The sequence below is a fragment of the Streptomyces sp. NRRL WC-3626 genome, from assembly GCF_000718785.1.
Taxonomy (GTDB): Bacteria; Actinomycetota; Actinomycetes; order Streptomycetales; family Streptomycetaceae; genus Streptomyces; species Streptomyces edwardsiae.
The window spans coordinates 79,215-100,199 of sequence record NZ_JOCA01000011.1; the positions used below are offsets into that span (position 1 = coordinate 79,215).

The 20,985-nt window shown below is 72.8% G+C and carries 19 protein-coding genes; 2 read left to right on the plus strand and 17 right to left on the minus strand.

All coding sequences use genetic code 11. The features are described 5' to 3' along the window. Positions 1 to 27: 27 nt before the first annotated feature. The 9 genes from IF28_RS0118915 to rpe all read right to left on the minus strand — a co-directional run bounded on the left by IF28_RS0118915 (position 28) and on the right by rpe (position 8,701). A complete protein-coding gene (locus tag IF28_RS0118915; RefSeq protein WP_030221542.1) occupies positions 28 to 816 on the minus strand; it encodes a carbon-nitrogen hydrolase family protein in 789 nt (262 codons plus the stop codon). A 213-nt stretch (positions 817 to 1,029) separates the two neighbouring features. Further along, positions 1,030 to 2,226: an MFS transporter gene (locus IF28_RS0118920; RefSeq protein WP_030221544.1), complete on the minus strand. Its 1,197-nt coding sequence runs from the start codon at positions 2,224 to 2,226 to the stop codon at positions 1,030 to 1,032. Between the two features lie 145 nt (positions 2,227 to 2,371). Next, a complete protein-coding gene (locus IF28_RS0118925) occupies positions 2,372 to 2,824 on the minus strand; it encodes an Lrp/AsnC family transcriptional regulator (RefSeq protein WP_030221548.1) in 453 nt (150 codons plus the stop codon). Positions 2,825 to 2,834: 10 nt separating this feature from the next. Beyond that, entirely contained in the window at positions 2,835 to 4,313 is a 1,479-nt protein-coding gene (locus tag IF28_RS0118930; RefSeq protein ID WP_030221551.1) for an amino acid permease, read from the minus strand. 252 nt (positions 4,314 to 4,565) lie between these two features. After that, positions 4,566 to 6,008 (minus strand): GuaB1 family IMP dehydrogenase-related protein, encoded by a 1,443-nt coding sequence (locus IF28_RS0118935; RefSeq protein WP_030221553.1) that lies wholly within the window; start codon positions 6,006 to 6,008, stop codon positions 4,566 to 4,568. 107 nt (positions 6,009 to 6,115) lie between these two features. After that, positions 6,116 to 6,469 (minus strand): barstar family protein, encoded by a 354-nt coding sequence (locus IF28_RS0118940; RefSeq protein WP_030221554.1) that lies wholly within the window; start codon positions 6,467 to 6,469, stop codon positions 6,116 to 6,118. Then, positions 6,466 to 6,852, minus strand: coding sequence for a ribonuclease domain-containing protein (locus tag IF28_RS0118945; RefSeq protein WP_030221556.1), 387 nt, complete (start codon positions 6,850 to 6,852; stop codon positions 6,466 to 6,468). Before IF28_RS0118945 ends, IF28_RS0118940 begins: the two co-directional genes overlap by 4 nt. A gap of 40 nt (positions 6,853 to 6,892) precedes the next feature. Further along, the gene (locus IF28_RS0118950; RefSeq protein WP_030221559.1) at positions 6,893 to 7,936 is read right to left on the minus strand and encodes a sugar-binding transcriptional regulator; all 1,044 of its coding nucleotides are present in this window, start codon (positions 7,934 to 7,936) and stop codon (positions 6,893 to 6,895) included. A gap of 78 nt (positions 7,937 to 8,014) precedes the next feature. After that, entirely contained in the window at positions 8,015 to 8,701 is a 687-nt protein-coding gene (rpe, locus tag IF28_RS0118955; protein ID WP_030221562.1) for a ribulose-phosphate 3-epimerase, read from the minus strand. 161 nt (positions 8,702 to 8,862) lie between these two features. Between rpe and IF28_RS0118960 the strand changes: the two genes are divergently transcribed. Continuing rightward, entirely contained in the window at positions 8,863 to 10,989 is a 2,127-nt protein-coding gene (locus IF28_RS0118960) for an MMPL family transporter (RefSeq protein ID WP_051713792.1), read from the plus strand. Positions 10,990 to 11,064: 75 nt separating this feature from the next. On the opposite strand, the gene IF28_RS0118965 is transcribed toward IF28_RS0118960, so the two are convergent. After that, positions 11,065 to 12,483: an RsmB/NOP family class I SAM-dependent RNA methyltransferase gene (locus IF28_RS0118965; protein ID WP_030221568.1), complete on the minus strand. Its 1,419-nt coding sequence runs from the start codon at positions 12,481 to 12,483 to the stop codon at positions 11,065 to 11,067. A gap of 67 nt (positions 12,484 to 12,550) precedes the next feature. Continuing rightward, complete coding sequence (gene fmt / locus IF28_RS0118970; protein WP_030221570.1) at positions 12,551 to 13,483, minus strand: methionyl-tRNA formyltransferase; 933 nt, start codon at positions 13,481 to 13,483, stop codon at positions 12,551 to 12,553. A 332-nt stretch (positions 13,484 to 13,815) separates the two neighbouring features. On the opposite strand from fmt, the gene IF28_RS0118975 reads away from it, so the two are divergent. Further along, positions 13,816 to 14,361 carry a hypothetical protein gene (locus IF28_RS0118975; RefSeq protein WP_030221573.1) on the plus strand — a complete coding sequence of 182 codons (546 nt, stop codon included), beginning with the start codon at positions 13,816 to 13,818 and terminating at the stop codon, positions 14,359 to 14,361. 60 nt (positions 14,362 to 14,421) lie between these two features. On the opposite strand, the gene IF28_RS0118980 is transcribed toward IF28_RS0118975, so the two are convergent. The 6 genes from IF28_RS0118980 to IF28_RS0119005 form a co-directional block, all read right to left on the minus strand. Further along, complete coding sequence (locus IF28_RS0118980) at positions 14,422 to 16,569, minus strand: primosomal protein N' (protein WP_030221576.1); 2,148 nt, start codon at positions 16,567 to 16,569, stop codon at positions 14,422 to 14,424. Between the two features lie 327 nt (positions 16,570 to 16,896). Further along, complete coding sequence (metK, locus tag IF28_RS0118985; protein ID WP_030221579.1) at positions 16,897 to 18,105, minus strand: methionine adenosyltransferase; 1,209 nt, start codon at positions 18,103 to 18,105, stop codon at positions 16,897 to 16,899. Positions 18,106 to 18,343: 238 nt separating this feature from the next. Further along, positions 18,344 to 19,546 carry a bifunctional phosphopantothenoylcysteine decarboxylase/phosphopantothenate--cysteine ligase CoaBC gene (gene coaBC, locus IF28_RS0118990; protein ID WP_030221581.1) on the minus strand — a complete coding sequence of 401 codons (1,203 nt, stop codon included), beginning with the start codon at positions 19,544 to 19,546 and terminating at the stop codon, positions 18,344 to 18,346. A 120-nt stretch (positions 19,547 to 19,666) separates the two neighbouring features. Further along, on the minus strand, positions 19,667 to 19,939 hold the full coding sequence (rpoZ, locus tag IF28_RS0118995) for a DNA-directed RNA polymerase subunit omega (protein WP_004933985.1): 273 nt from the start codon (positions 19,937 to 19,939) through the stop codon (positions 19,667 to 19,669). A gap of 76 nt (positions 19,940 to 20,015) precedes the next feature. After that, the gene (gmk, locus tag IF28_RS0119000) at positions 20,016 to 20,573 is read right to left on the minus strand and encodes a guanylate kinase (protein WP_030221584.1); all 558 of its coding nucleotides are present in this window, start codon (positions 20,571 to 20,573) and stop codon (positions 20,016 to 20,018) included. Between the two features lie 60 nt (positions 20,574 to 20,633). After that, positions 20,634 to 20,957 carry an integration host factor gene (locus tag IF28_RS0119005; RefSeq protein WP_003977346.1) on the minus strand — a complete coding sequence of 108 codons (324 nt, stop codon included), beginning with the start codon at positions 20,955 to 20,957 and terminating at the stop codon, positions 20,634 to 20,636. Positions 20,958 to 20,985: the final 28 nt, after the last annotated feature.

A 20,985-nucleotide genomic window follows, 5' to 3' on the forward strand; every position in this document is an offset into this window, starting at 1 on the left:
GACTCCTTGCGGGGGTGGAACGGGGGTTCAGACGAGGGACCCGTACAGACCGGGGCGGCGGTCGGCCAGATACGGGTTCGCCGCGCGGGAGGCGGCGAGGAAGACGGGGTCGGTGTCGGCGAGGAGGAGTTCCTCGTGGGCGCCGCCGCGGGTACGGGCGACTCCGTCGGGTCCGGCGAGCGTGGACCGCCCGACGAACTCGAACTCGCCCTCCGGGCCGACGCGGTTGACGTACGCCACGTACATCTGGTTCTCGAAGGCCCGCACCGGCACCATGTGTTCGGCGACGAACTGGAACGGGTGGAGGAGCGCGGTCGGCACCAGCAGCAGGTCGGTTCCGGCGAGGGCGTGGGCGCGCACGTTCTCCGGGAACTCGACGTCGTAGCAGATCAGGAGGCCGACGGTGAGGCCGTCGAGTTCGGCCTGTACGACGGTCTGCTCGCCCGGGGTGAAGTGGTCGCGTTCGTAGCAGCCGTAGAGGTGGGTCTTGCGGTAGTTCGCGAGACGGGTGCCGTCGGCGGAGATCAGCTGCGCGGAGTTGAAGACGCGCTCGCCGTCGCGCTCGGGGTAGGCGTAGGCGATCGCGAGGCCGTGACGGGCGGCGCTCTCCGCGATCGCGTCGGCGGCTTCGCCGTCGGCGGGCTCGGCGAGCCGGGGGATGCCGTCGCCGATCGCGTACCCCGTGAGGAACAGCTCGGAGGTGACGAGGAGCCCGGCGCCGGCGGCCGCGGCGCGGCGGGCCGCGTCGTCGAGGACCTTGAGGTTCTCGCCGACGGATCCGGGGCGGCCGGAGCTCTGGAGCAGGGCGGTGCGCATGCGTGTTCCTCACGGGTACGCGGGGGTTCGGGGGGCCAGGTAGACGGTACGTTCGGGTGGCTTGGGGGGACAAGGCGGAGGTGTTGCGCGTCCGTGGGGGGTTTGTTGCGTGGGCCGGGGGGTGGGCGGCGATTCGTTGCGCGGGCCTCGGCGAGGGGGCGGCGGGCTGGGCCCGGGCCCTCTCAGCAAACCCGAGCCCCACGCGACCGGCGGCTACAGCCGTCGCCCGGCGGTCGCCGTGAACAGCAGCAGCAGTGCCGTCGCCAGGTAGGGCAGCGCCAGGACCGTGAACGCCGTGCTGTGGGCGTGGCCCGAGGCGATCAGCGCGTAGGCGCCGAACGTCGCGACCGTCGTCAGTTCCGTGGCCAGGCCCGCCACCGACGTCAGCGTGGCCCGCCCCCCGTCCCCGATGCGCCGCTGAAGCCGCGCATCGGCCAGCACCGTCGCCGCCTGGAACCCACCGAACGCCACCGCGACCAGCACCAGCCCCACCGGCGTACCCGCGGCCGCGCCCACACCCAGCGCAAGCCCCGCCCCGCCCAGCACGGCGGCCAGCCCCACGCCCCCGAGCCGCTCCCCCTCCCCCGCCAGCAGACTCCCCGCGGTCGCTCCGGCCCAGATCAGCAACAGCAGATAGGGAACCGTCCCGTCCGCGACCCCGGTCCCCCGCACCAGCAGCGGCGTGTACTCATCCAGCGCGCCCCACACCGCGCTCACGGCCGGCACCAGCAGCAACGCGCCCCGCACCGACCGGTCCGCACGGACCTCCGCAAGCCCGCCCCGCACGACGACGGTCCAGCTCTCACGCCGGCCGGCCCCACCGGCACGCTGCTCGGGAAACCGCAGCGCCACGACCGCCGTCAGCACACACACCAGCACACTCGCCGCACCGACGGCCGTATGACCACCCCGGGCGAGTACAGGCCCCGCGAGCCCCATCGCCGCCATCACGGCGACCATCCCGGCCGCCCGGGCCCGCCCCATCACCCGGGCGTAGCGCCCGGCCGCACCGAGCCGCGACAGTTCGTCGTAGACGAGGGCCTCCAGCGCCCCGGACCCGAGCGCCCCGCCCGCACCCCACAACAGGAAGCCGACCGCGAAGGCGCCATAGGACGGAACAGCGACCCACAGGACGAACCCGGCACCGGTCAGCAACGGCCCGGCCCACAGCAACAGCCGCCGCGAGACGGTATCGGCCCAGATCCCGGAGGGAACCTCCAGCAGCACCCCGGTCACCGACCACACCGCGAACAGCGAGGAGATCTGCCAGACGGACAGCCCGGCGTCGCTGAACAGCAGCGCGTACACCGGGTACAGCAGGATGAAGTCGTCGAGGAACGCGTAGCCGTACAGCGTGTTCGTCAGCCGTCGCACGCGGACGTCGGAGGCACGCGGGGGCGTGAGAGTCATGAGGCCTTCCCAAGGGGGCGGTTCGGACACCGGACGTCGAGGACGTACGGCGCCCGAGGCGGCCCTCGGGAAGCGCAGCGGGTGGATCAATGTCGCCAGGTCATGGCACCGATGCTAGAACAGCACAGCTCCCCCCGGCCACGGATTACGTGGGCGACCCGGACGAGAACCGCCGCAGCAGCGGCGACAGCACCAGCACGGACTTGGTCCGCTCGACGAACGGCTCGCCCGCGATGCGCTCGAGGACCCGTTCGAAGTGGCGCATGTCGGAGGCGAAGACCTGGGCGACGGCGTCCGCGTCACCGGTGACGGTGGAGGCGGCCACGACCTCCTGGTAGCGCTCCAGGCCCCGCTGGATGGTCTCCGGGGAGGTGTTGCCGCGGCAGTAGATCTCGACGAACCCCTCGGTCGCCCAGCCGAGGGCGGCGGGGTCCACGCGTACGGTGAATCCGGTGATGGCCCCGGTGGCGCGCAGCCGGTCCACACGGCGTTTCACGGCGGGCGCGGAGAGGCCGACGAGCTGCCCGATGTCCGCGTAGGAGCGGCGGGCGTCCTCGGCGAGGGCGTGCACGATGCGTTCGTCGAGATCGTTCAGCACTGCGGGTGGTTCACTTCGCTTCTGGTGCGGTGGAAACGGCCAGCCGGGAGCGGCGGTAGCCGTAGAGGAAGTAGAACACGAGCCCGACGGCCATCCAGACACCGAAGACCACCCAGGTGACGGCGGACAGGCTGCCCATCATCCACAGGCAGAACCCGAGGCCGACGGCGGGCAGCACGGGTGACAGCGGCACCCGGAAGGTGCGCGGCATGTCGGGCCGGGACCGCCGCAGTACCACGACGGCGATGTTGACCAGCGCGAAGGCGAACAGTGTGCCGATGCTGGTGGCGTCGGCGAGCCGGCCGAGCGGGATGGCGGCGGCGAGGACGCCGCAGAAGAGGGAGACGATCAGGGTGTTGGCGCGGGGCGCGCCCGTCTTCGGGCTGACCCTGCCGAACACCTTGGGCACCAGCCCGTCCCGGGACATGGCGAACAGGATGCGGGTCTGGCCGTAGAGCACGGTCAGCACGACGCTCGCGATGGCGATGACGGCGCAGAACGCCAGCAGGGTGCCCCAGAAGCTCTGCCCGGTGACCTCGCGCATGATCTGGGCGAGTGTGGCCTCGGAGTCGGTGAACTGCCGCCAGGGCTTGGCGCCCACGGCGACGGCGGCGACGAGGACGTACAGCGCGGTGATGACGGCGAGGGAGAGCAGGATCGCGCGGGGCAGGTCGCGCTGGGCGTTCCTGGCCTCCTCGCCGGCGGTGGAGGCGGCGTCGAAGCCGATGTACGAGAAGAAGAGCGTCGCCCCGGCGGCGCTGACGCCGGCCATGCCGAGCGGCATGAAGTTCTCGTAGTTGCCGGAGCGGAAGCCCTGGACGCCGATGGCGCAGAACAGCACGAGGGCGCCGATCTTCACCACGACCATGATCGTGTTGGCGCGGGCGGACTCGCGGGCGCCGCCCATCAGGAACGCCATGGCGAGCAGGACGACGATCAGCGCGGGGAGGTTGAAGACGCCGCCGTCGCCGGGCGGGGCGGAGAGCGCGGCGGGGAGGGTGACGCCGATGGTGCCGTCGAGGAGTTCGTTGAGGTACTCGCCCCAGCCGACGGCGACGGCGGCGACCGACACGCCGTACTCGAGCATCAGGCACCAGCCGCAGACCCAGGCGATCAGCTCGCCCATCGTTGCGTACGCATACGAGTAGGAGGAGCCGGAGACGGGGATGGTGCCGGCCAGCTCGGCGTAGGAGAGGGCGGAGAAGAGGGCCGTCAGGCCGGCTATCACGAAGGACAGGGTAACGGCGGGACCGGCCTTGGGGACGGCTTCGCCGAGGACGACGAAGATGCCGGTGCCGAGGGTGGCACCAATGCTGATCATGGTCAGCTGCCAGAGCCCGAGGGAACGCCGCAGGGAGCCTCCCTCACCCTGGCCACCCTCCGCGACCAGGCGTTCCACGGGCTTGCGGCGCATCAGGCGCGTGCCGTGACCCGGGGACGGCGGGGCGGCGGGAGTGCCGTTGTGCGGGGGTGCGCCTTGGTCGAGCACGCGCTGACTCCTTCGTCGCTGCCGGCGTTCCGCGGCAGGGGACGGACGGGGTCCCGCGACAGCCGGGCCCCCGTCGAGCGGAGTCCCCGCCGCACACGTACAGCGGGTAACCCTACGAGGTACTTCGTTGCTCCTGAAATGCAGCAACCTTGCGCACCGGCGCAAGATCATTGCGTTCCCCGGGGCGGGGCGGGTGTTCGTTGCGCCGGCGCTGTGAACCGTCGCACACCGGCCCCGCTCCCGGGGAAGACGTCAGTTCCAGCTGTTGTGGAGCGGCTTGCCCTCGGCGTAGCCGGCGGCGCTCTGGATGCCGACGACGGCCTTCGCGGCGAACTCCTCGAGCGATCCGGCGCCGGCGTAGGTGCAGGAGGAGCGGACGCCCGCGATGATCGAGTCGATCAGGTCCTCGACGCCGGGGCGGGCCTGGTCGAGGAACATGCGGGAGGTGGAGATGCCCTCCTCGAACAGCGCCTTGCGGGCGCGGTCGTACGCCGACTCCTCGGAGGTGCGGTTGCGCACGGCGCGCGCGGAGGCCATGCCGAAGGACTCCTTGTAGGGGCGGCCGTCGGCATCGTGCTGGAGGTCGCCCGGGGACTCGTAGGTTCCGGCGAACCAGGAGCCGATCATCACGTTGGACGCGCCGGCGGCGAGCGCCATGGCCACGTCGCGGGGGTGCCGGACGCCGCCGTCGGCCCACACGTGCTTGCCGTACTTCCTCGCCTCGGCGGCGCACTCCAGGACGGCGGAGAACTGGGGCCGGCCGACACCGGTCATCATGCGGGTGGTGCACATGGCGCCGGGGCCCACGCCGACCTTGACGATGTCGGCGCCGGCCTCGATCAGGTCGCGGACGCCCGCGGCGGCGACGACGTTCCCGGCGACGACCGGCACCTGCGGGTCGAGGTCGCGGACCAGCTTCAGCGCGCTGATCATCGACTCCTGGTGCCCGTGGGCGGTGTCGATGACGAGCGTGTCGACACCGGCGTCCAGCAATTGCCGGGCCTTGCCGGCCACGTCGCCGTTGATGCCGACGGCGGCGGCTATGCGGAGCCGTCCCCGGGCGTCGGTGGCCGGGCTGTACAGGGTGGCGCGCAGGGCGCCCTTGCGGGTGAGGATGCCCGCGAGGCGGCCGTCCTTGTCGACGGCGGGGGCGTAGCGCCGGTTGGCGGCGTCGAGGGTGTTGAACGCCTCGCGCGGGTCCGTGTCGGCGTCGATGAGGATCAGGTCCTTGGACATGACCTCTTCGAGCTGGGTGAAGCGGTCCACGCCGGACAGGTCGGTGTCGGTGACCACGCCGACCGGCCGGTGGTCCGCGTCGACGACGACGCCCGCGTTGTGCGCGCGCTTGGGCAGCAGGGCGAGCGCGTCGGCGACGGTCTGGTGCGGGGCCAGCACGATCGGGGTGTCGAGGACGTGGTGGCGGCCCTTCACCCAGGAGACGACCTCGGTGACGACCTCGTTCGGGATGTCCTGCGGTATGACGACGAGTCCCCCGCGGCGGGCCACGGTCTCGGCCATGCGGCGGCCGGCTATGGCGGTCATGTTGGCGACGACGAGCGGGATGGTGGTGCCCGTGCCGTCCGGGGAGCTGAGGTCCACGCCCTGCCGCGAGCCGACCGCGGAGCGGCTCGGCACCATGAAGACGTCGTCGTACGTCAGGTCGTACGCGGGCTGGATGTCGTTGAGGAAACGCACGTGCTGCACATCCCAGTCGATCAGAGGTGGCCCCCGGACAGGTCAGCCAGGGGGAAGAGCACGTACTTCATTGTCCCATGCCGTCCGGAACGCCCGCTCCGGTCGGATCATCCAGGCCGGCCGGAGCGCTCCTCGGAGGTTCCTCCGAGGGTGAGGGCCACGGTGAGCGACGGGGTGCGGTCCGCCGCCTCGGCGAACACGTCCTGGGCGGTCCGCCACTCCTCGGGACGGGCCGCCGCGTACTCCCGCCAGCCGCGTACGACGACCAGCAGCCCGCGCTCCACGGCGCCGTCGGGCCAGACGGTGTGGTCGGAGAGGGAGTCGACGAGGGCGTCCCAGTTGTGCCCGAACCAGTCGGGCAGGTCCAGCGCGCGGGCGCAGCGGTCCATCAGGCCCGCCTTGCCGGTGACCCCGTCGAGGTCCACCACGACGAGGAGCCGGCCGGTGAGGTCGTACGTCATCTCAGTACCGCCGTGAACGATGCGTAGTGGTCGTCGGTGTAGTAGGTCTCGCCGCCGCGCCCGGTGACGATGCGCCGGGCCCCGCGGTCGGCGGAGCCGGGCGTGCGCACCGTGTACTCGTGGTAGTAGCCGCGTTCCCGCTGGGGCAGCAGGCCTTCGAAGTTGCCGAAGACGGCGCCGTCCCGCTCGTACGGGAAGGGGCCGCCCGTGTCGACGAGTTCCAGGGTGCGGCGCGCCTCGGCGGGCAGGTCGGCCTCCTGGACCGTGCCCATGCCGTCGGCCCAGGAGGGCGTCGCCCCGTCGCCGTCGGCGGAGGAGCAGCCGGCCAGCAGGACGAGCAGGCAGGCGAGGAGGCGGAGGAGCAGGGCCTGTCTCAGGACCATGCGGCCGATCGTGCCAGACCCGCCCCCGCCTCACCCGCCGTCAGGGTCCGTCCGGGTCCGCGCGGTTGAGAGAGGACCTCGGGGCGGGGCCCGCCGTCATCAGATAGTCCGCCGCCGACGTGTCCGTCACCAGGCTGGTGACCAGCCCGGAGCGCAGTACGGCGTCGATCGCCGGGCCCTTGCGCTGTCCGCCCGCGATCGCGACGACCTCGGGCACCCGGCGCAGCTGGTCGGTCTTGACCGTGATGCACCGCTCCCCCAGGTCCCGGCCGACCCGGCGTCCCTCGGCGTCGAAGAGGTGCGCGGACATCTCGGCGGCCACTCCGAGGGACGCGTAGTGCGCCCGCTCCTCGTCGCTGAGCATGTCGTGCACCGTGGAGATGCCGGGCTCCCAGGAGCCGATGGAGACACAGGCGACGGTGACCTTGTCGAAGTACTCGAAGGCCCGCGCGATGCCGGTCTGGTGGCGCAGCGCCTGAGCGGTGGCGGCGTCGGGCAGCAGCATCGGCGCGTAGATGGGGTGGGCGTCGCCGCCCGACACCTGCGCCGCGCGCCGTACGGCCTCCACCGAGCCGCGCTCGGCGGTCCCGGCGTCGTACACACCCGTCAGCTGCACGACCGTGCAGGGCGGCAGCCGGTCCAGGGCCGCCGCCATGTGGATGGTGGAACGGCCCCAGGCCAGGCCCAGTACATCCCCCTCGTCGACCAGTTCGCCGAGCAGGTCGGCGGCCACTTCTCCCAGGTTCTCGGGGTCGGGTGTCTCCTCGGCCTCGGCCGGGGACTCGACCACGACGGCGTGCCTGAGGCCGTAGCGGGCGCGGAGCGCGTCGGAGCGCTCCGCGTCCAGCTCGGCCGGCACGCGGATCTCGATCCGTACGAGATCCCGTTCGAGGGCGGTCTCCAGGACCCTGGCCACCTTGAAGCGGCTGACGCCGAACTCCTCGGCGATCTGGATCTTGGATTTGCCCTCGAGGTAGAAGCGGCGGGCCATGGCCGCCGCCTGCACCAGCTCAGCGGGTCCCATCCGCATGGCTGACCGGCCCGCCGACATACCCGACACGGCGATCTCCTCACTGCTGTTCACACTCTGGATTCGCCGTTCATCCTCGCAGATCCGCGGCGGTCGATCAGCCCTGCTGGGCGGCGTTCACGTTCCTGACGCTCAGTGGTCGCATGCCCACGACGCCTTGCCCGTCGCCGCCGCGGCCCGGTTGCGCAGTGCACGTACCGCCTCGGCCGGGTCCTCGGCCCCGTATACGGCGGAACCCGCGACGAAGACGTCGGCACCGGCGTCGGCGCTCCGCTCGATGGTGGACTCCGAGACCCCGCCGTCGACCTGCAGCCAGAGCTCCAGACCGTGCTTGCTGATCAACTCGCGGGTGCGGCGAATCTTCGGAAGCATGATGTCGAGGAAGGCCTGTCCCCCGAATCCCGGCTCGACGGTCATGATCAGCAGCATGTCGAGTTCGGGGAGCAGGTCTTCGTACGGCTCGATGGGGGTCGCCGGCCTCAGCGCCATGGAGGCACGGGCGCCCTTGGCGCGGATCTCCCGGGCGAGCCGGACGGGCGCGGCGGCCGCCTCGACGTGGAAGGTGACCGAACCGGCCCCCGCCTCCACGTACTGGGGCGCCCATCGATCGGGGGCCTCGATCATCAGATGGCAGTCCAGCGGGGTGTCCGTCGCACGGGCGAGCGACTCTACGACCGGCACGCCGAGCGTGAGGTTCGGGACGAAATGGTTGTCCATGACGTCTACGTGGAGCCAGTCGGCGCCGGCGACCGCCTTCGCCTCGTCGGCGAGGCGGGCGAAGTCGGCGGAGAGGATGCTGGGGTTGATCTGCGGGGCCATGTGACAAGCGTGCCATGCCCTCCGGGGGTTGTGTGCGTGGGTCTTGTGCGGGGACGGTTGGGCGTTGGCCGCGGGCCGTCGCGGGCTGGTCGCGCCCACACGGCGGGGCCGCACATGTCACTGCCCCGCGCCCCTTCGGGGGCGACTACGCGGAGGTGTCCATGACGCGTGAACGGCGTGTCGCGCAGCTGGTCTGCGGGCGGCGGTCCAAGTGGCTGGTGCTCGGGTTGTGGATCGTGGTGCTGTTCTTCGTGGCGCCGTTCGCGCAGAAACTGGCCGGGGCCCAGGACAATGACGCCGCTTCCTGGTTGCCGGGGTCTGCCGAGTCGACGCAGGTGCTGCAGATCTCCGAGGATTTCCGGCCCGAGCAGATCCCCGCTGTCGTGGTGTACGCGCGGGACGGCGGGCTGACGGCGGCCGACCGCGAGCGGATCGACGAGGACGTGGCGCAGCTCATGCGGTTGAGCGACCACGGCATCCGCGGCGACGAGACCCGCGGCCCGGTCTTCGACCGCCGGACCGACCCGCGTGCCGCGCAGGTCCTGGTGCCGATCACGATGGACGAGCAGGGCTGGGAGCGGATCGGACCCGCGGTCGACTCCATCCGGGACGACGTCGGCGGGAGCGAGGGCGGCCTCGCCGTGCACATCACGGGCCCGGGCGGCACGTCGGCGGACTTCGCCGAGGCGTTCGAGGGGATCGACTCGACGCTGCTGCTGGCCGCGATGGGCGTCGTCGTGGTGATGCTGCTGATCACCTACCGCAGCCCGACCCTGCTGCTGGTGCCCCTGCTGTCGGTGATCTGTGCGCTGTTCACGGCGCAGGCCCTGATCTACTTCATGGCCGAGTACGGGGGTCTGACGGTGAACGGGCAGAGCGCCGGCATCCTCACGGTGCTGGTCTTCGGCGCCGGCACCGACTACGGCCTGCTGCTGGTCGCCCGCTACCGGGAGGAGCTGCGCCGGCACGAGGACCGGCACGAGGCGATGGCGCTGGCCCTGCACCGCGCGGGCCCGGCCGTGCTGGCGTCCGGCGCGACCGTGGTGCTGAGCATGCTGGTGCTGCTGACCGCGGAGATGAACTCCACCCGGGGTCTCGGCCCGGTCGCGGCGATCGGGGTCGCGGTGGCCCTGCTGGTCATGCTGACGCTGTTCCCGGCGCTGCTGGTCATCTGCGGGCGGTGGATCTTCTGGCCGGTGATCCCGCGCCACGGCGCCCCCGACCCGGCCGAGCGGGGCGTGTGGGCCCGCACGGGCCGCCGTATCGCCCGCCGCCCCCGCATGGTGTGGGCCGTGACGGCGGCGGTGCTGGCGATCTGTTCGCTGGGGCTGATCCAGCTCCGCGCGGAGGGTATCGGCAACGCGGACGCGTTCACCGGGAAGCCGGACTCGATCACCGGGCAGGAGGTCTCCGCGCGGTACTTCCCGGCGGGCAGCGGCGATCCGCTGGTCGTCGTGAGCAACCGGGCGCAGGCCGAAGAGGTGGGGCGCGCGGTCGCCGGTACGGAGGGCGTCGTACCGGAGTCCCTCGGTCTGCCGCCGGGCACCAAGCCGTCGTTCGAGGGCAAGGTGCTGTTCGAGGCCACCCTGGCCGCGCCGTCGGACAGCGAGGCGGCCAAGCAGACCGTGGAGCGGGTCCGTGACACCGTGCACGCGGTGCCGGACGCCGACGCGCAGGTGGGCGGCGGTACTGCGGCGCTGCTGGACATGGACGAGGCGACCACCCATGACAACGTGCTGATCATCCCGCTGGTGCTGGTGGTCGTCCTGCTGATCCTGTGTGCGCTGCTGCGCGCCCTGATCGCGCCGCTGCTGCTGACCGCGACGGTGATCCTGTCGTTCACGGCGGCGCTGGGCCTCAGCGCGCTGGCCTTCCGGCACATCTTCGACTACGCGGGCGAGTCGACGGACTTCCCGCTGTTCGTCTTCGTCTTCCTGGTGGCGCTGGGCATCGACTACAACATCTTCCTGACCACCCGCATCCGGGAGGAGGCGGCCCGCCAGGGCACCCGGCCGGGCGTGGTCACCGGACTCGCGGCCACGGGCGCCGTGATCACCTCGGCGGGTCTGGTCCTCGCGGGCACCTTCGCGGCCCTCGGCACCCTGCCCATGGTCGCCTTCGCCGAGATCGGTTTCGCGGTCGCCCTGGGCGTCCTGCTGGACACCTTCGTCGTACGGTCGGTACTGGTCACGTCCCTGTTCCTGGACGCGGGCCCCAGGGTGTGGTGGCCACACCGGCTGTCCCGCGAGAAACCCGTCGTCGCCGAGGCAGACCGGTCCGACCGTTGAGGGCGCGGGCACACCGCCCAGGGCCACGAACACCCGGCCACACCAGACGTCCCGCGAGGAACCCCGGCCCCGGCGTCAGCCGGTTCGGCGGATGAGGGCCAGGTACATCGCGTCGGTGCCGTGTACATGAGGCCACAGCTGTACGTCGGGGCCCTCGCCCAGGTCCGGTACTCCGGGCAGCAGCGGGCGGGCGTCGATCAGTTCGGCGTCCGGGAACTGCTTGAGCAGGTCACCGACGACGGCCCGGGTCTCCGCGAGGTGCGGGGAGCAGGTGGCGTAGCCGACGACACCGCCGGCCCGTACGGACTCCAGCGCGGTGCGCAGCAGCCCGCGCTGGAGCGGGGCGAAGCCGTCCAGGTCCTCGGGGCGGCGCCGCCAGCGGGCCTCGGGACGGCGGCGCAGGGCGCCCAGGCCGGTGCACGGCACGTCGACCAGGACCCGGTCGAAGCTGCCGGGCCGCCACGGCGGGCGCGTCCCGTCGGCGGCGACGACCTGGTACGGCCCCGGGTTCCCGGCGAGCGCCTTGGCGACCAGCCCGGCCCGGTGCGGCTGCTTCTCGGAGGCGAGCAGCACCGCGCCCCGCTCGGCGGCGAGCGCCCCGAGCAGCGCGGCCTTCCCGCCCGGTCCGGCGCAGCCGTCCAGCCACATCCGGTCGGGGCCCTCGACGGGCGCGTTGGCGAGGGCGAGCGCGACGAGCTGGCTGCCCTCGTCCTGCACACCCGCCCGGCCCTCCGCGACCGCCGTGATGGCGCCCGGCTCCCCGCCCTCGGTGAGCCGTACCGCGTACGGCGACCAGCGGCCGGGTACGGCTGCCTCCTCGTCGAGCAGTTCGGTGGTCGTCGCCCGTCCGGGGCGGGCGACCAGGGTCACCTCGGGGCGGTCGTTGTCGGCCTTGAGCAGTTCCTCGATACCGGTCCGGCCGCCGCCGAGGGAGTCCCACAGCGCGGAGACGACCCAGCGGGGGTGCGAGTGCACGACGGCGAGGTGGTCCTCGGGGTCCTCGTCATAGGCCGGTGCGACCCGCTCCAGCCAGCCGTCGAGGTCGTCCTGGGCGATCTTCCGCAGCACGGCGTTGACGAACTTGGCGCGGCCGTCGCCGAGCACCACCCGGGCCAGCTCCACGGTGGCGGACACGGCCGCGTGCGTCGGGATCCGCGTGCCGAGCAGCTGGTGCGCGCCGAGGTTCAGCACGTCCAGCACCGGCGGGTCCACCTCCCGCAGCGGCCGGTCGACGCAGGCGGCGACGACCGCGTCGTACGTCCCCTGACGGCGCAGGGTGCCGTAGACCAGCTCGGTCGCCAGCGCCGCGTCGCGTGCGTCGAAGTCGTCGTTCTCGCGCGCCTTGCGCAGCAGCGGGGGCAGGACGAGGTTGGCGTACGCGTCCCGCTCGTCGACGGCCCGCAGGGCCTCGAAGGCGAGGATGCGGACGGGGTCCTTCTGGGGCCGGCGGTAGGGCTTGGCGGGCTTGCGGGGCCGACGGGGCTGGTCGCTCACGAAAAAGGTGCTCCGGATGTGGGGTGAAGTGCGCGGTCCAGCCTACGTCGTGGAGGTCGCGGCGGCGTCAGGCGCCGACGGACTCCCCCGCCGTGATGCGTACCCCGCGCGCCCAGTCCGCCGCACGCATCGGCTTCTTGCCCTGGGGCTGCACCCACAGCAGCTCCACGGCGTAAGAGCCGGTGCCCGCGTACACGTTGTTCTTGCCGGCGGACAGCTGCCCGGGCGCGAGGTCGGTCATGGCGGGTACGGGCGCGGCCTGGACGATCTTCAGCCGCTCGCCCCGGAAGGTGGTCCAGGCGCCGGGCGCGGGGGTACAGCCGCGCACCACGCGGTCGACGCGCAGCGCCGGGGTGTTCCAGTCGACGTGGGCGTCCTCGACGGTGACCTTGGGGGCGAGGCTGATGCCGTCCGCGGGCTGCGGTACGGCCGTCAGGGTGCCGTCCTCGACGCCGTCCATGGTGGCGGCGAGCAGCCCGGCACCGGCGAAGGCGAGCCGGGTGAGCAGATCGCCGCTGGTGTCGGTGGGGCGGACGGCCTCGGTGACGGTGCCGTAGACGGGGCCGGAGTCGAGGCCCTCCTCGATGAGGAAGGTGGCGGCACCGGTGATCTCGTCGCCGGCCATGATCGCGTGCTGCACGGGGGCCGCGCCGCGCCAGGCGGGCAGCAGCGAGAAGTGCAGGTTGACCCAGCCGCGGGCGGGGATGTCCAGGGCGGCCTTCGGGAGGAGGGCGCCGTAGGCGACGACGGGGCAGCAGTCGGGGGCGATCTCCTTGAGCCGTTCCAGGAACTCGGGGTCCCTGGGCCGGGCGGGCTTCAGCACCTCGATCCCGGCCTCCTCCGCGCGCTCGGCGACGGGTGAGGCGACCAGCCTGCGTCCGCGTCCGGCGGGCGCGTCGGGCCGGGTGACGACGGCGGCGACCTCGTGCCGCCCGGAGGCGAGAAGAGCGTCCAGTGCGGGAACGGCGACCTCGGGGGTACCGGCGAAGACGAGCTTCATGGGGTGCGGAGGGCCTCTCGGGCGGGAACGGACAAGGGCGGCGCACCAGTCTATGGCGCGGAGCGCGAACCCCCCATGCGGGGCGAGCCGCCGCCGGCGAGGCACCCCGGCGGCGGACGTCCACTTCCCGGCGTACGGGAAACGGACGGTGCGCGGGCGGGAGGAGACGCCGAGGCCGAAGGGCGGGGCACACCTCCGCCGGGGGCGTACGCACAAGCTCCCGCGCCCCTCCCCGTGACCCGCGAAGCGGCCACGCGTTGGTCAAGAAAGAGTTGACCACCGGGCCCCGCCGAGGGCCCGATCCCTCCAACGCCGGTTCGAGAGGCTTGTTCATGGCCGACCATGCAACCCACGACGCCCAGGCTCGGGCCAGCCTGCACCTGCTGGTGCGGGACATCGAGCGGGTCCGCCGGCAGGTGGACGCGCTGCGCACCCTCACCGCCCAGCTGGGCAACGTCTACCGCCCGCGCCGCTCCGGCCCCTCCACGGGCTTCGTCGTCTACGGACGCGCCCCCGCCCCCACGGTCCGGCTCGCCCAGGAGCTGCGGGACAGTGTCGAGACCCTGGTCACGGCGGCCGTGGACTTCGACCGCTCCCTGGGGTTCTCGTGGGACGCCGTGGGCTCCGCGCTCGGCGTCACCAAGCAGGCGGTCCACCGCCGCTACGGCGCCCGCCGTGCCGCCGCCGCCCAGGCCGCGCCGGCCGCCGAGGCCACCCCGGAGACGCCGACCACGCGCCCGGTCAATGTGGGCGCCGGCGTCACCACGGTGCCGACGGTCCCCGCCGCCCGCTCCATGCCGACCCAGCCCACGGCCGGCAGCCCGGCCCTTCGCGACGACCCCCGCCCGACGGCCTTCCCCGCCCCGCGCAACGGCTGAACCCGGCCGCGCCCTCCCGGACGCACCGCCCCCGGGAGGGCGCGGCACGTCCCGGCCCGGTCAGCCGATGTCGGGGGGGTCGACGCGGACCCAGACGGGAGTGCTGCCGCCGCGGGCCATGCGGGCCGCCTGGGCGGACTTCAGCGCGGCGGTCAGCGCGGCGCCGTTCCCGGGCGGCACCCGGACCAGCGCCCGGTCCCACTGCTCGCCGGGGGGCGGTGTACCCGGCCGGCGGGGTCGGCCCGGCGGTGCGGCCGGCACGGGTACCGGGCCCAGGATCTCCGCCTGCGGGGGCAGCTCCACCGCGCGCAGGAACTCGGCGACCGCCTCCCCCGGCCCGGACAGCGCCGCCATCCGTGACACCGGCGGGAATCCCAGTTCGCTCCGCTCGGCCAGTTCCCGCACCGCGTGCCCGACCGGGTCCCAGCGGACCAGTGCCTGTACGGGCCGCAGGGTCGGCTCGGCGACCACGACCACCGTGCCGCCCGCGGACTGCGGCCGGACCAGCGCCGCCGCGCCGGTCCAGCGGCGCAGCGCGTCCTCCCCGGCCCGCAGATCGGGCCGGTTCAGCATGGCCCACCCGTCCAGCAGCAGCGCGGCCGCGTAGCCGCCCTCGGCGACCGGCTCCGCTCCGGGTGTGCTCACCACCAGCGCGGGTGTCCCCGGCACGGTGTCCAGCACGTGTTCGCGCCCCGAGGTCCGTACCGGAACCGCGGGGAAGGCCCGGCCCAGCTCCTCGGCGGTCCGCCGCGCCCCCACCACCTGGGCGCGCAGCCGGAACCCGCCGCACTCCGGACAGTGCCAGCCGCTCTCCGCACGGCCGCACCAGTCGCACCGCAGATCGTCGGACCCCTGGGCCTGGAGCGGCCCGGAGCAGTTCACACACCGGGCGGGGGCTCGGCAGGTCGCGCACGCCATCCGCGGCACATAGCCCCGGCGGGGCACCTGGACGAGCACCGGCCCGTGCCGCAGTCCCTCCCGGGCGGTCTGCCAGGCGAGGCTCGGCAGCCGTGCCGCCCGCGCGGCCTCGTCGCGTGCGAGGTCCTGGTCGCCCACGGTCCGTACCAGCGGCGCGGCGGCCCGCACCCGCTCCCGGCCGGCGACCAGCGGTCCGGCCCAGCCGGTCTCCACCAGCTGGGCGGCCTCCACGGTGCAGCTCCAACCGCCCAGCAGGAAGCCGCATCCGTCCTGGGCCGCCCGCAGCAGTGCCACCTCGCGGGCGTGCGGCTGCGGGGCGTGCTGCTCGCTGTGGCTGTCGTCGCCGTCGTCCCAGACGGCGACGAGTCCGAGGTCCCGCACCGGGGCGAACATCGCCGCCCGGGTCCCGATGACGGCCCGTACGGAGCCCCGCCGTACGGCGAGCCACTGCGCGTACCGCTTCTCCGGTCCGGCGTCGGCGGTGAGCACCGCGTGCCGTCCCTTGCCCAGCAGGGCGGTGAGGGCCGCGTCGACGCGGGCGACGGACCGTCCGTCCGGCAGGACGGCCAGCGCGCCGCGCCCGGAGGCGAGGGTCGCGGCGACGGCCCGCGCCAGCTCCTCGCTCCACAGCGGCCCCGGCAGCGCGTTCCACACGGCCCGGGGGGCGCCGCCGGCGGCCAGTGCCTCCAGGAACCCGGGTCCGCGCTCGTACCGCTCCCAGGAGCCGGGTACGGGCGCCGGGGGCGGTGGCAGCGGGTCGGGCGAGGGCCGCCCCTCGGCGCGGGCGTTGCGCGGCGGCACGGCGAGCTGGAGTACGTCGGCGAGGCTGCCCGCGTACCGGTCGGCGACCGCGCGGGCGAGGCCCAGCAGTTCCTCCCCGAGCACCGGCTCGGGCGAGACGACCTGCGCCAGCGCCGCCAGCGGCCCCGAGTAGTCGGACTCGGCGAGCCGCTCGACGAGGAACCCGTCGATCAGACCGCCGCCCTCGCGCCGTCCCTCGCGCACCCGGTGCCGTCCGGCGCCGAAGCGCACCCGCACCCGCACCCCCGGCTGTGCGTCGGCGTCGAGTTCCTCGGGCACGGCGTAGTCGAAGTAGCGGTCGAGGTGGAGCACGCCCTTGTCGACGAGGACACGGGCGACGGGCAGTTCCCTGGCGAGCGCCGCGCCCCGCCAGGTACGCGGTTTGGCCCGGGGGGCCTTGGCCTTGCGCACGCTCTCCCGGATGAGCGCGAGCTGCTCCGGCGGCGCGCCCTCCGCGCCGCCCTCCTGCTGACCGTCCTCGCTGCTCACGCCTGCATTCTTACCAAACGGCACTGACAGCGACGCCCGGCCCGAGATCGGCTCGGGTACGGATCACATACGCCCGGAGGCGCTTTCTGCCTTGGGCCGCTCGGCCATACCGGTCCAGGACCGGCAGCAGGATTCGAACCTGCGAGGGGTTGACCCGGAAGTATCCGTGCCCGTCGCACCGGGCCGTGACGTCGCCGCGTGCCCAGCGTAGGACTCTCCCGCACAGGGTGCGCGGGATTTCGCGATGGTCTACGGCGGCACGCGCCGAGGCCCGGCACGCCCCGTCGGGGGTGTGCCGGGCCTCGGGGTGACGCGGGGTGCCCGGGACTAGGCTCCGGCGGCCTTGCGCAGGGCGTCCACGCGGTCGGTGCGCTCCCAGGTGAAGTCGGGCAGCTCACGGCCGAAGTGGCCGTAGGCGGCGGTCTGGGCGTAGATCGGGCGCAGCAGGTCGAGGTCGCGGATGATCGCGGCCGGGCGGAGGTCGAAGACCTCGTCGATGGCACGCTCGATCTTCTCGGTCTCCACCTTGGCGGTACCGAAGGTCTCGACGAACAGACCGACCGGCTCCGCCTTGCCGATGGCGTACGCCACCTGGACCTCGCAGCGGGCGGCGAGGCCGGCCGCCACCACGTTCTTGGCGACCCAGCGCATCGCGTACGCCGCCGAGCGGTCGACCTTGGACGGGTCCTTGCCGGAGAAGGCACCGCCGCCGTGGCGGGCCATGCCGCCGTAGGTGTCGATGATGATCTTGCGGCCGGTGAGGCCGGCGTCGCCCATCGGGCCGCCGATCTCGAAGCGGCCGGTCGGGTTGACCAGCAGCCGGTACTTCTCGGTGTCGAGCTTGATGCCCTCGTCCAGGAGCGCCTTCAGCTCCGGCTCCACGACGAACTCGCGGATGTCGGGGGCGAGCAGCGACTCGAGGTCGATGTCGGAGGCGTGCTGGGAGGAGACGACGACGGTGTCCAGGCGGACCGCCTTGTCGCCGTCGTACTCGATGGTGACCTGGGTCTTGCCGTCCGGGCGCAGGTAGGGGATGGTCCCGTTCTTGCGCACGTCGGAGAGGCGCTTGGACAGGCGGTGGGCGAGGAAGACGGGCAGCGGCATCAGCGTCGGCGTCTCGTCCGTCGCGTAGCCGAACATCAGGCCCTGGTCACCGGCGCCCTGCCGGTCCAGTTCGTCGTCGTCGCCCTCGACGCGGGCCTCGTAGGCGGCGTCGACACCCTGCGCGATGTCCGGGGACTGCGCGCCGATGGACACCGAGACGCCGCAGGAGGCGCCGTCGAAGCCCTTCTTCGAGGAGTCGTAGCCGATCTCCAGGATCTTGTTGCGCACCAGCGTCGCGATGTCCGCGTACGTCTTGGTGGTGACCTCGCCGGCCACGTGCACCAGGCCGGTGGTGATCAGGGTCTCGACAGCGACCCGGGAGGTGGGGTCCTCGCGGAGGAGCGCGTCGAGAATGGTGTCGCTGATCTGGTCAGCGATCTTGTCGGGGTGACCCTCGGTCACGGACTCCGAGGTGAACAGACGACGGGACACAACGCTCCCTGGGGTTGCAGCGGCTGCTGGCTGATCATTGGCGGACGGCGGGGGCTGCACCCGACGCCGTCCGTGGAACAGTTTATCGGTCGCGCTCCGCCACGGGTCCCCCTGTCTCGCCCCGCGAGAGGGCTGTGACCTGCGGCACGGGCATTCTGCCCATGACGAGCGGGCCTTGGCCAGAGGCGCCACGCCCCGACGCGCGAGGTTTCGGCGCCCCGGAAGGTGATCCGGCCGCTCACCCGAGCCGTTCGGCGACCAGGTCCCACACGGTCTCGGCCAGAGCCTCCTTGGGCCCGTGGGCTATGGGGGTCTCGCTGCCGTCGGCGCCCAGAACCACGGCCTCGTTCTCCTCGGATCCGAAGGTCTTGCGCTCCCCCACCTCGTTCACCACCAGGAGGTCGCAGCCCTTGCGCTTCAGCTTGGCGCGGCCGTTGGCGAGCACGTCGTCGGTCTCGGCGGCGAAGCCCACGATCACCTGTCCGGCGCGCACCCGATCGCCGGAGATCTCGGCGAGAATGTCCGGATTCCGTACCAGGGTGATGGGCTCGGGCTCCCGGTCGTCCTTCTTCTTGATCTTGCCGGTGGCGTAGGCGGCCGGGCGGAAGTCGGCGACGGCGGCGGCCATGACGACGGCGTCCGCGTCGGCGGTGGCGGCGAGGACGGCCTCGCGCAGTTCCACGGCGGTCCCCACCCGGACGACGTCCACGCCGGCCGGGTCGGGCAGGGCGGCGTTCGCCGCGATCAGGGTGACGCGGGCGCCGCGGGCGGCGGCGGTGCGGGCGAGGGCGTAGCCCTGCTTGCCGGAGGAGCGGTTGCCGAGGAAGCGGACGGGGTCGAGGGGCTCGCGGGTGCCTCCGGCGCTGACGACGACGTGGCGGCCCTCGAGGTCGGGTCCGGTGACACCGCGGGCCAGCACCCGGCGGCAGACCTCGAAGATCTCCCCCGGGTCGGGCAGCCGGCCCTTGCCGGTGTCGACGCCGGTGAGGCGGCCGACGGCGGGTTCGATCACCACGGCACCGCGGCGGCGCAGCGTGGCCACGTTCTCCCGGGTCGCCGGGTGTTCCCACATCTCGGTGTGCATGGCGGGGGCGAAGACCACCGGGCAGCGGGCGGTGAGCAGGGTGTTGGTGAGGAGGTCGTCGGCCAGGCCGTTGGCCGCCCTGGCGAGCGTGTCGGCGGTGGCGGGGGCGACGATCACCAGGTCGGCGTGCTGCCCGATGCGGACGTGCGGGACCTCGTGGACGTCGTCCCAGACCTCGGTGGAGACCGGGTTCCCGGAGAGCGCGGACCAGGTGGCGGCGCCGACGAAGTGCAGGGCGGAGGCGGTGGGGACGACCCGGACGTCGTGCCCCGACTCCGTCAGCCGCCTCAGCAGCTCGCAGGCCTTGTACGCGGCGATGCCGCCGCTGACCCCAAGAACGACCTTCGGCTTGTCCACCGTCTCTCCCCGGACCTCGGAAATGTTCGACCACCCCCATCAGACACCACAGGCCCGGCAGCGTGCTGCCGGGCCTGTGGAAAACTCAGCCTTCTTCAGCTGATACGACTTACCAACCGCTCACTGACCGGGGCCTTCGACGGCCTCGGAGGTCAGCAGTCCCGCGTTGATCTCGCGCAGGGCGATCGAGAGCGGCTTCTCGTGGACATGGGTGTCGACGAGGGGACCGACGTACTCGAGCAGGCCCTCGCCGAGCTGCGAGTAGTACGCGTTGATCTGGCGGGCCCGCTTGGCCGCGTAGATCACGAGGCTGTACTTCGAGTCCGTGGCCTCGAGGAGCTCGTCGATCGGCGGGTTGATGATGCCCTCGGGCGCGGAGATGGAAGAGGACACGCTCTACCTTCCGATGGATGGGAAAGATGCAGTCAGCATGATGGGTGAACGATGAGAAGTGAACGATTGCTCACGATCACACGACGTTCATCAAGGCTAGCAGCTCGCGGGCCACGTCCTCGACGGAGGTGTTCACCAGGCTGGTGTCGAACTCCGGCTCGGCCGCCAGTTCGGTCTTCGCGGCGGCCAGCCGGCGCTCGATGACCTCGGGCGACTCGGTGCCCCGGCCCGTGAGCCTGCGCACGAGCTCCTCCCAGGAGGGAGGAGCCAGGAACACCAGCTGCGCCTCGGCCATGGACTCACGGACCTGCCGCGCCCCCTGGAGGTCGATCTCCAGCAGCACGGGCACACCCGCCTCCAGGTGCTCCAGCACCGCCCCGCGGGGCGTGCCGTAGCGGTTGCCGGCGAACTCGGCCCACTCCAGCAGTTCGCCGTTGGCGATCAGCTTGTCCATCTCCTCGTCGGTGACGAAGAAGTAGTGGACTCCGTGCTGCTCGCCGGGGCGGGGCGTACGCGTCGTCGCCGACACCGAGAGCCAGACCTCGGGGTGTTCCTTGCGCATATGGGCGACGACCGTGCTCTTGCCGACCCCGGAGGGGCCGGAGAGCACGGTCAGCCGCGGACGTTCAGTCATGCAGCGATTATTCCAGCAATCACGCGATGCCCGGGACGGCGGTCCCGGACCGCCCGCGCGTCAGGAGCCGGTGCTGCCGAACTCACGCTCCAGGGAGGCGATCTGGTTGGAACCGAGACCACGCACGCGGCGGCTCTCGGAGATGCCCAGTCGCTCCATGATCTGCTTGGCGCGGACCTTGCCCACGCCCGGCAGGGACTCCAGCAGGGCGGAGACCTTCATCTTGCCGATGACGTCGTTCTCCTGGCCCTGCTTGATGACCTCGTGAAGGGAGGCGCCGGAGTGCTTGAGTCGATTCTTGACCTCGGCCCGCTCCCGGCGAGCCGCGGCGGCCTTTTCGAGCGCGGCTGCGCGCTGTTCAGGGGTAAGGGGCGGAAGAGCCACGCCTACGTCACCTCGGATGTCGAACTGT

What these genes read in the sequence shown, in the direction of transcription:
- IF28_RS0118915 (WP_030221542.1), bottom strand. Translation starts at nt 816, where the DNA reads ATGCGCACCGCCCTGCTCCAGAGCTCCGGCCGCCCCGGATCCGTCGGC.
- IF28_RS0118920 (WP_030221544.1), bottom strand. Translation starts at nt 2,226, where the DNA reads ATGACTCTCACGCCCCCGCGTGCCTCCGACGTCCGCGTGCGACGGCTG.
- IF28_RS0118940 (WP_030221554.1), bottom strand. Translation starts at nt 6,469, where the DNA reads ATGACGTACGACCTCACCGGCCGGCTCCTCGTCGTGGTGGACCTCGAC.
- IF28_RS0118945 (WP_030221556.1), bottom strand. Translation starts at nt 6,852, where the DNA reads ATGGTCCTGAGACAGGCCCTGCTCCTCCGCCTCCTCGCCTGCCTGCTC.
- rpe (WP_030221562.1), bottom strand. Translation starts at nt 8,701, where the DNA reads ATGGCCCCGCAGATCAACCCCAGCATCCTCTCCGCCGACTTCGCCCGC.
- IF28_RS0118960 (WP_051713792.1), top strand. Translation starts at nt 8,863, where the DNA reads ATGACGCGTGAACGGCGTGTCGCGCAGCTGGTCTGCGGGCGGCGGTCC.
- fmt (WP_030221570.1), bottom strand. Translation starts at nt 13,483, where the DNA reads ATGAAGCTCGTCTTCGCCGGTACCCCCGAGGTCGCCGTTCCCGCACTG.
- IF28_RS0118975 (WP_030221573.1), top strand. Translation starts at nt 13,816, where the DNA reads ATGGCCGACCATGCAACCCACGACGCCCAGGCTCGGGCCAGCCTGCAC.
- gmk (WP_030221584.1), bottom strand. Translation starts at nt 20,573, where the DNA reads ATGACTGAACGTCCGCGGCTGACCGTGCTCTCCGGCCCCTCCGGGGTC.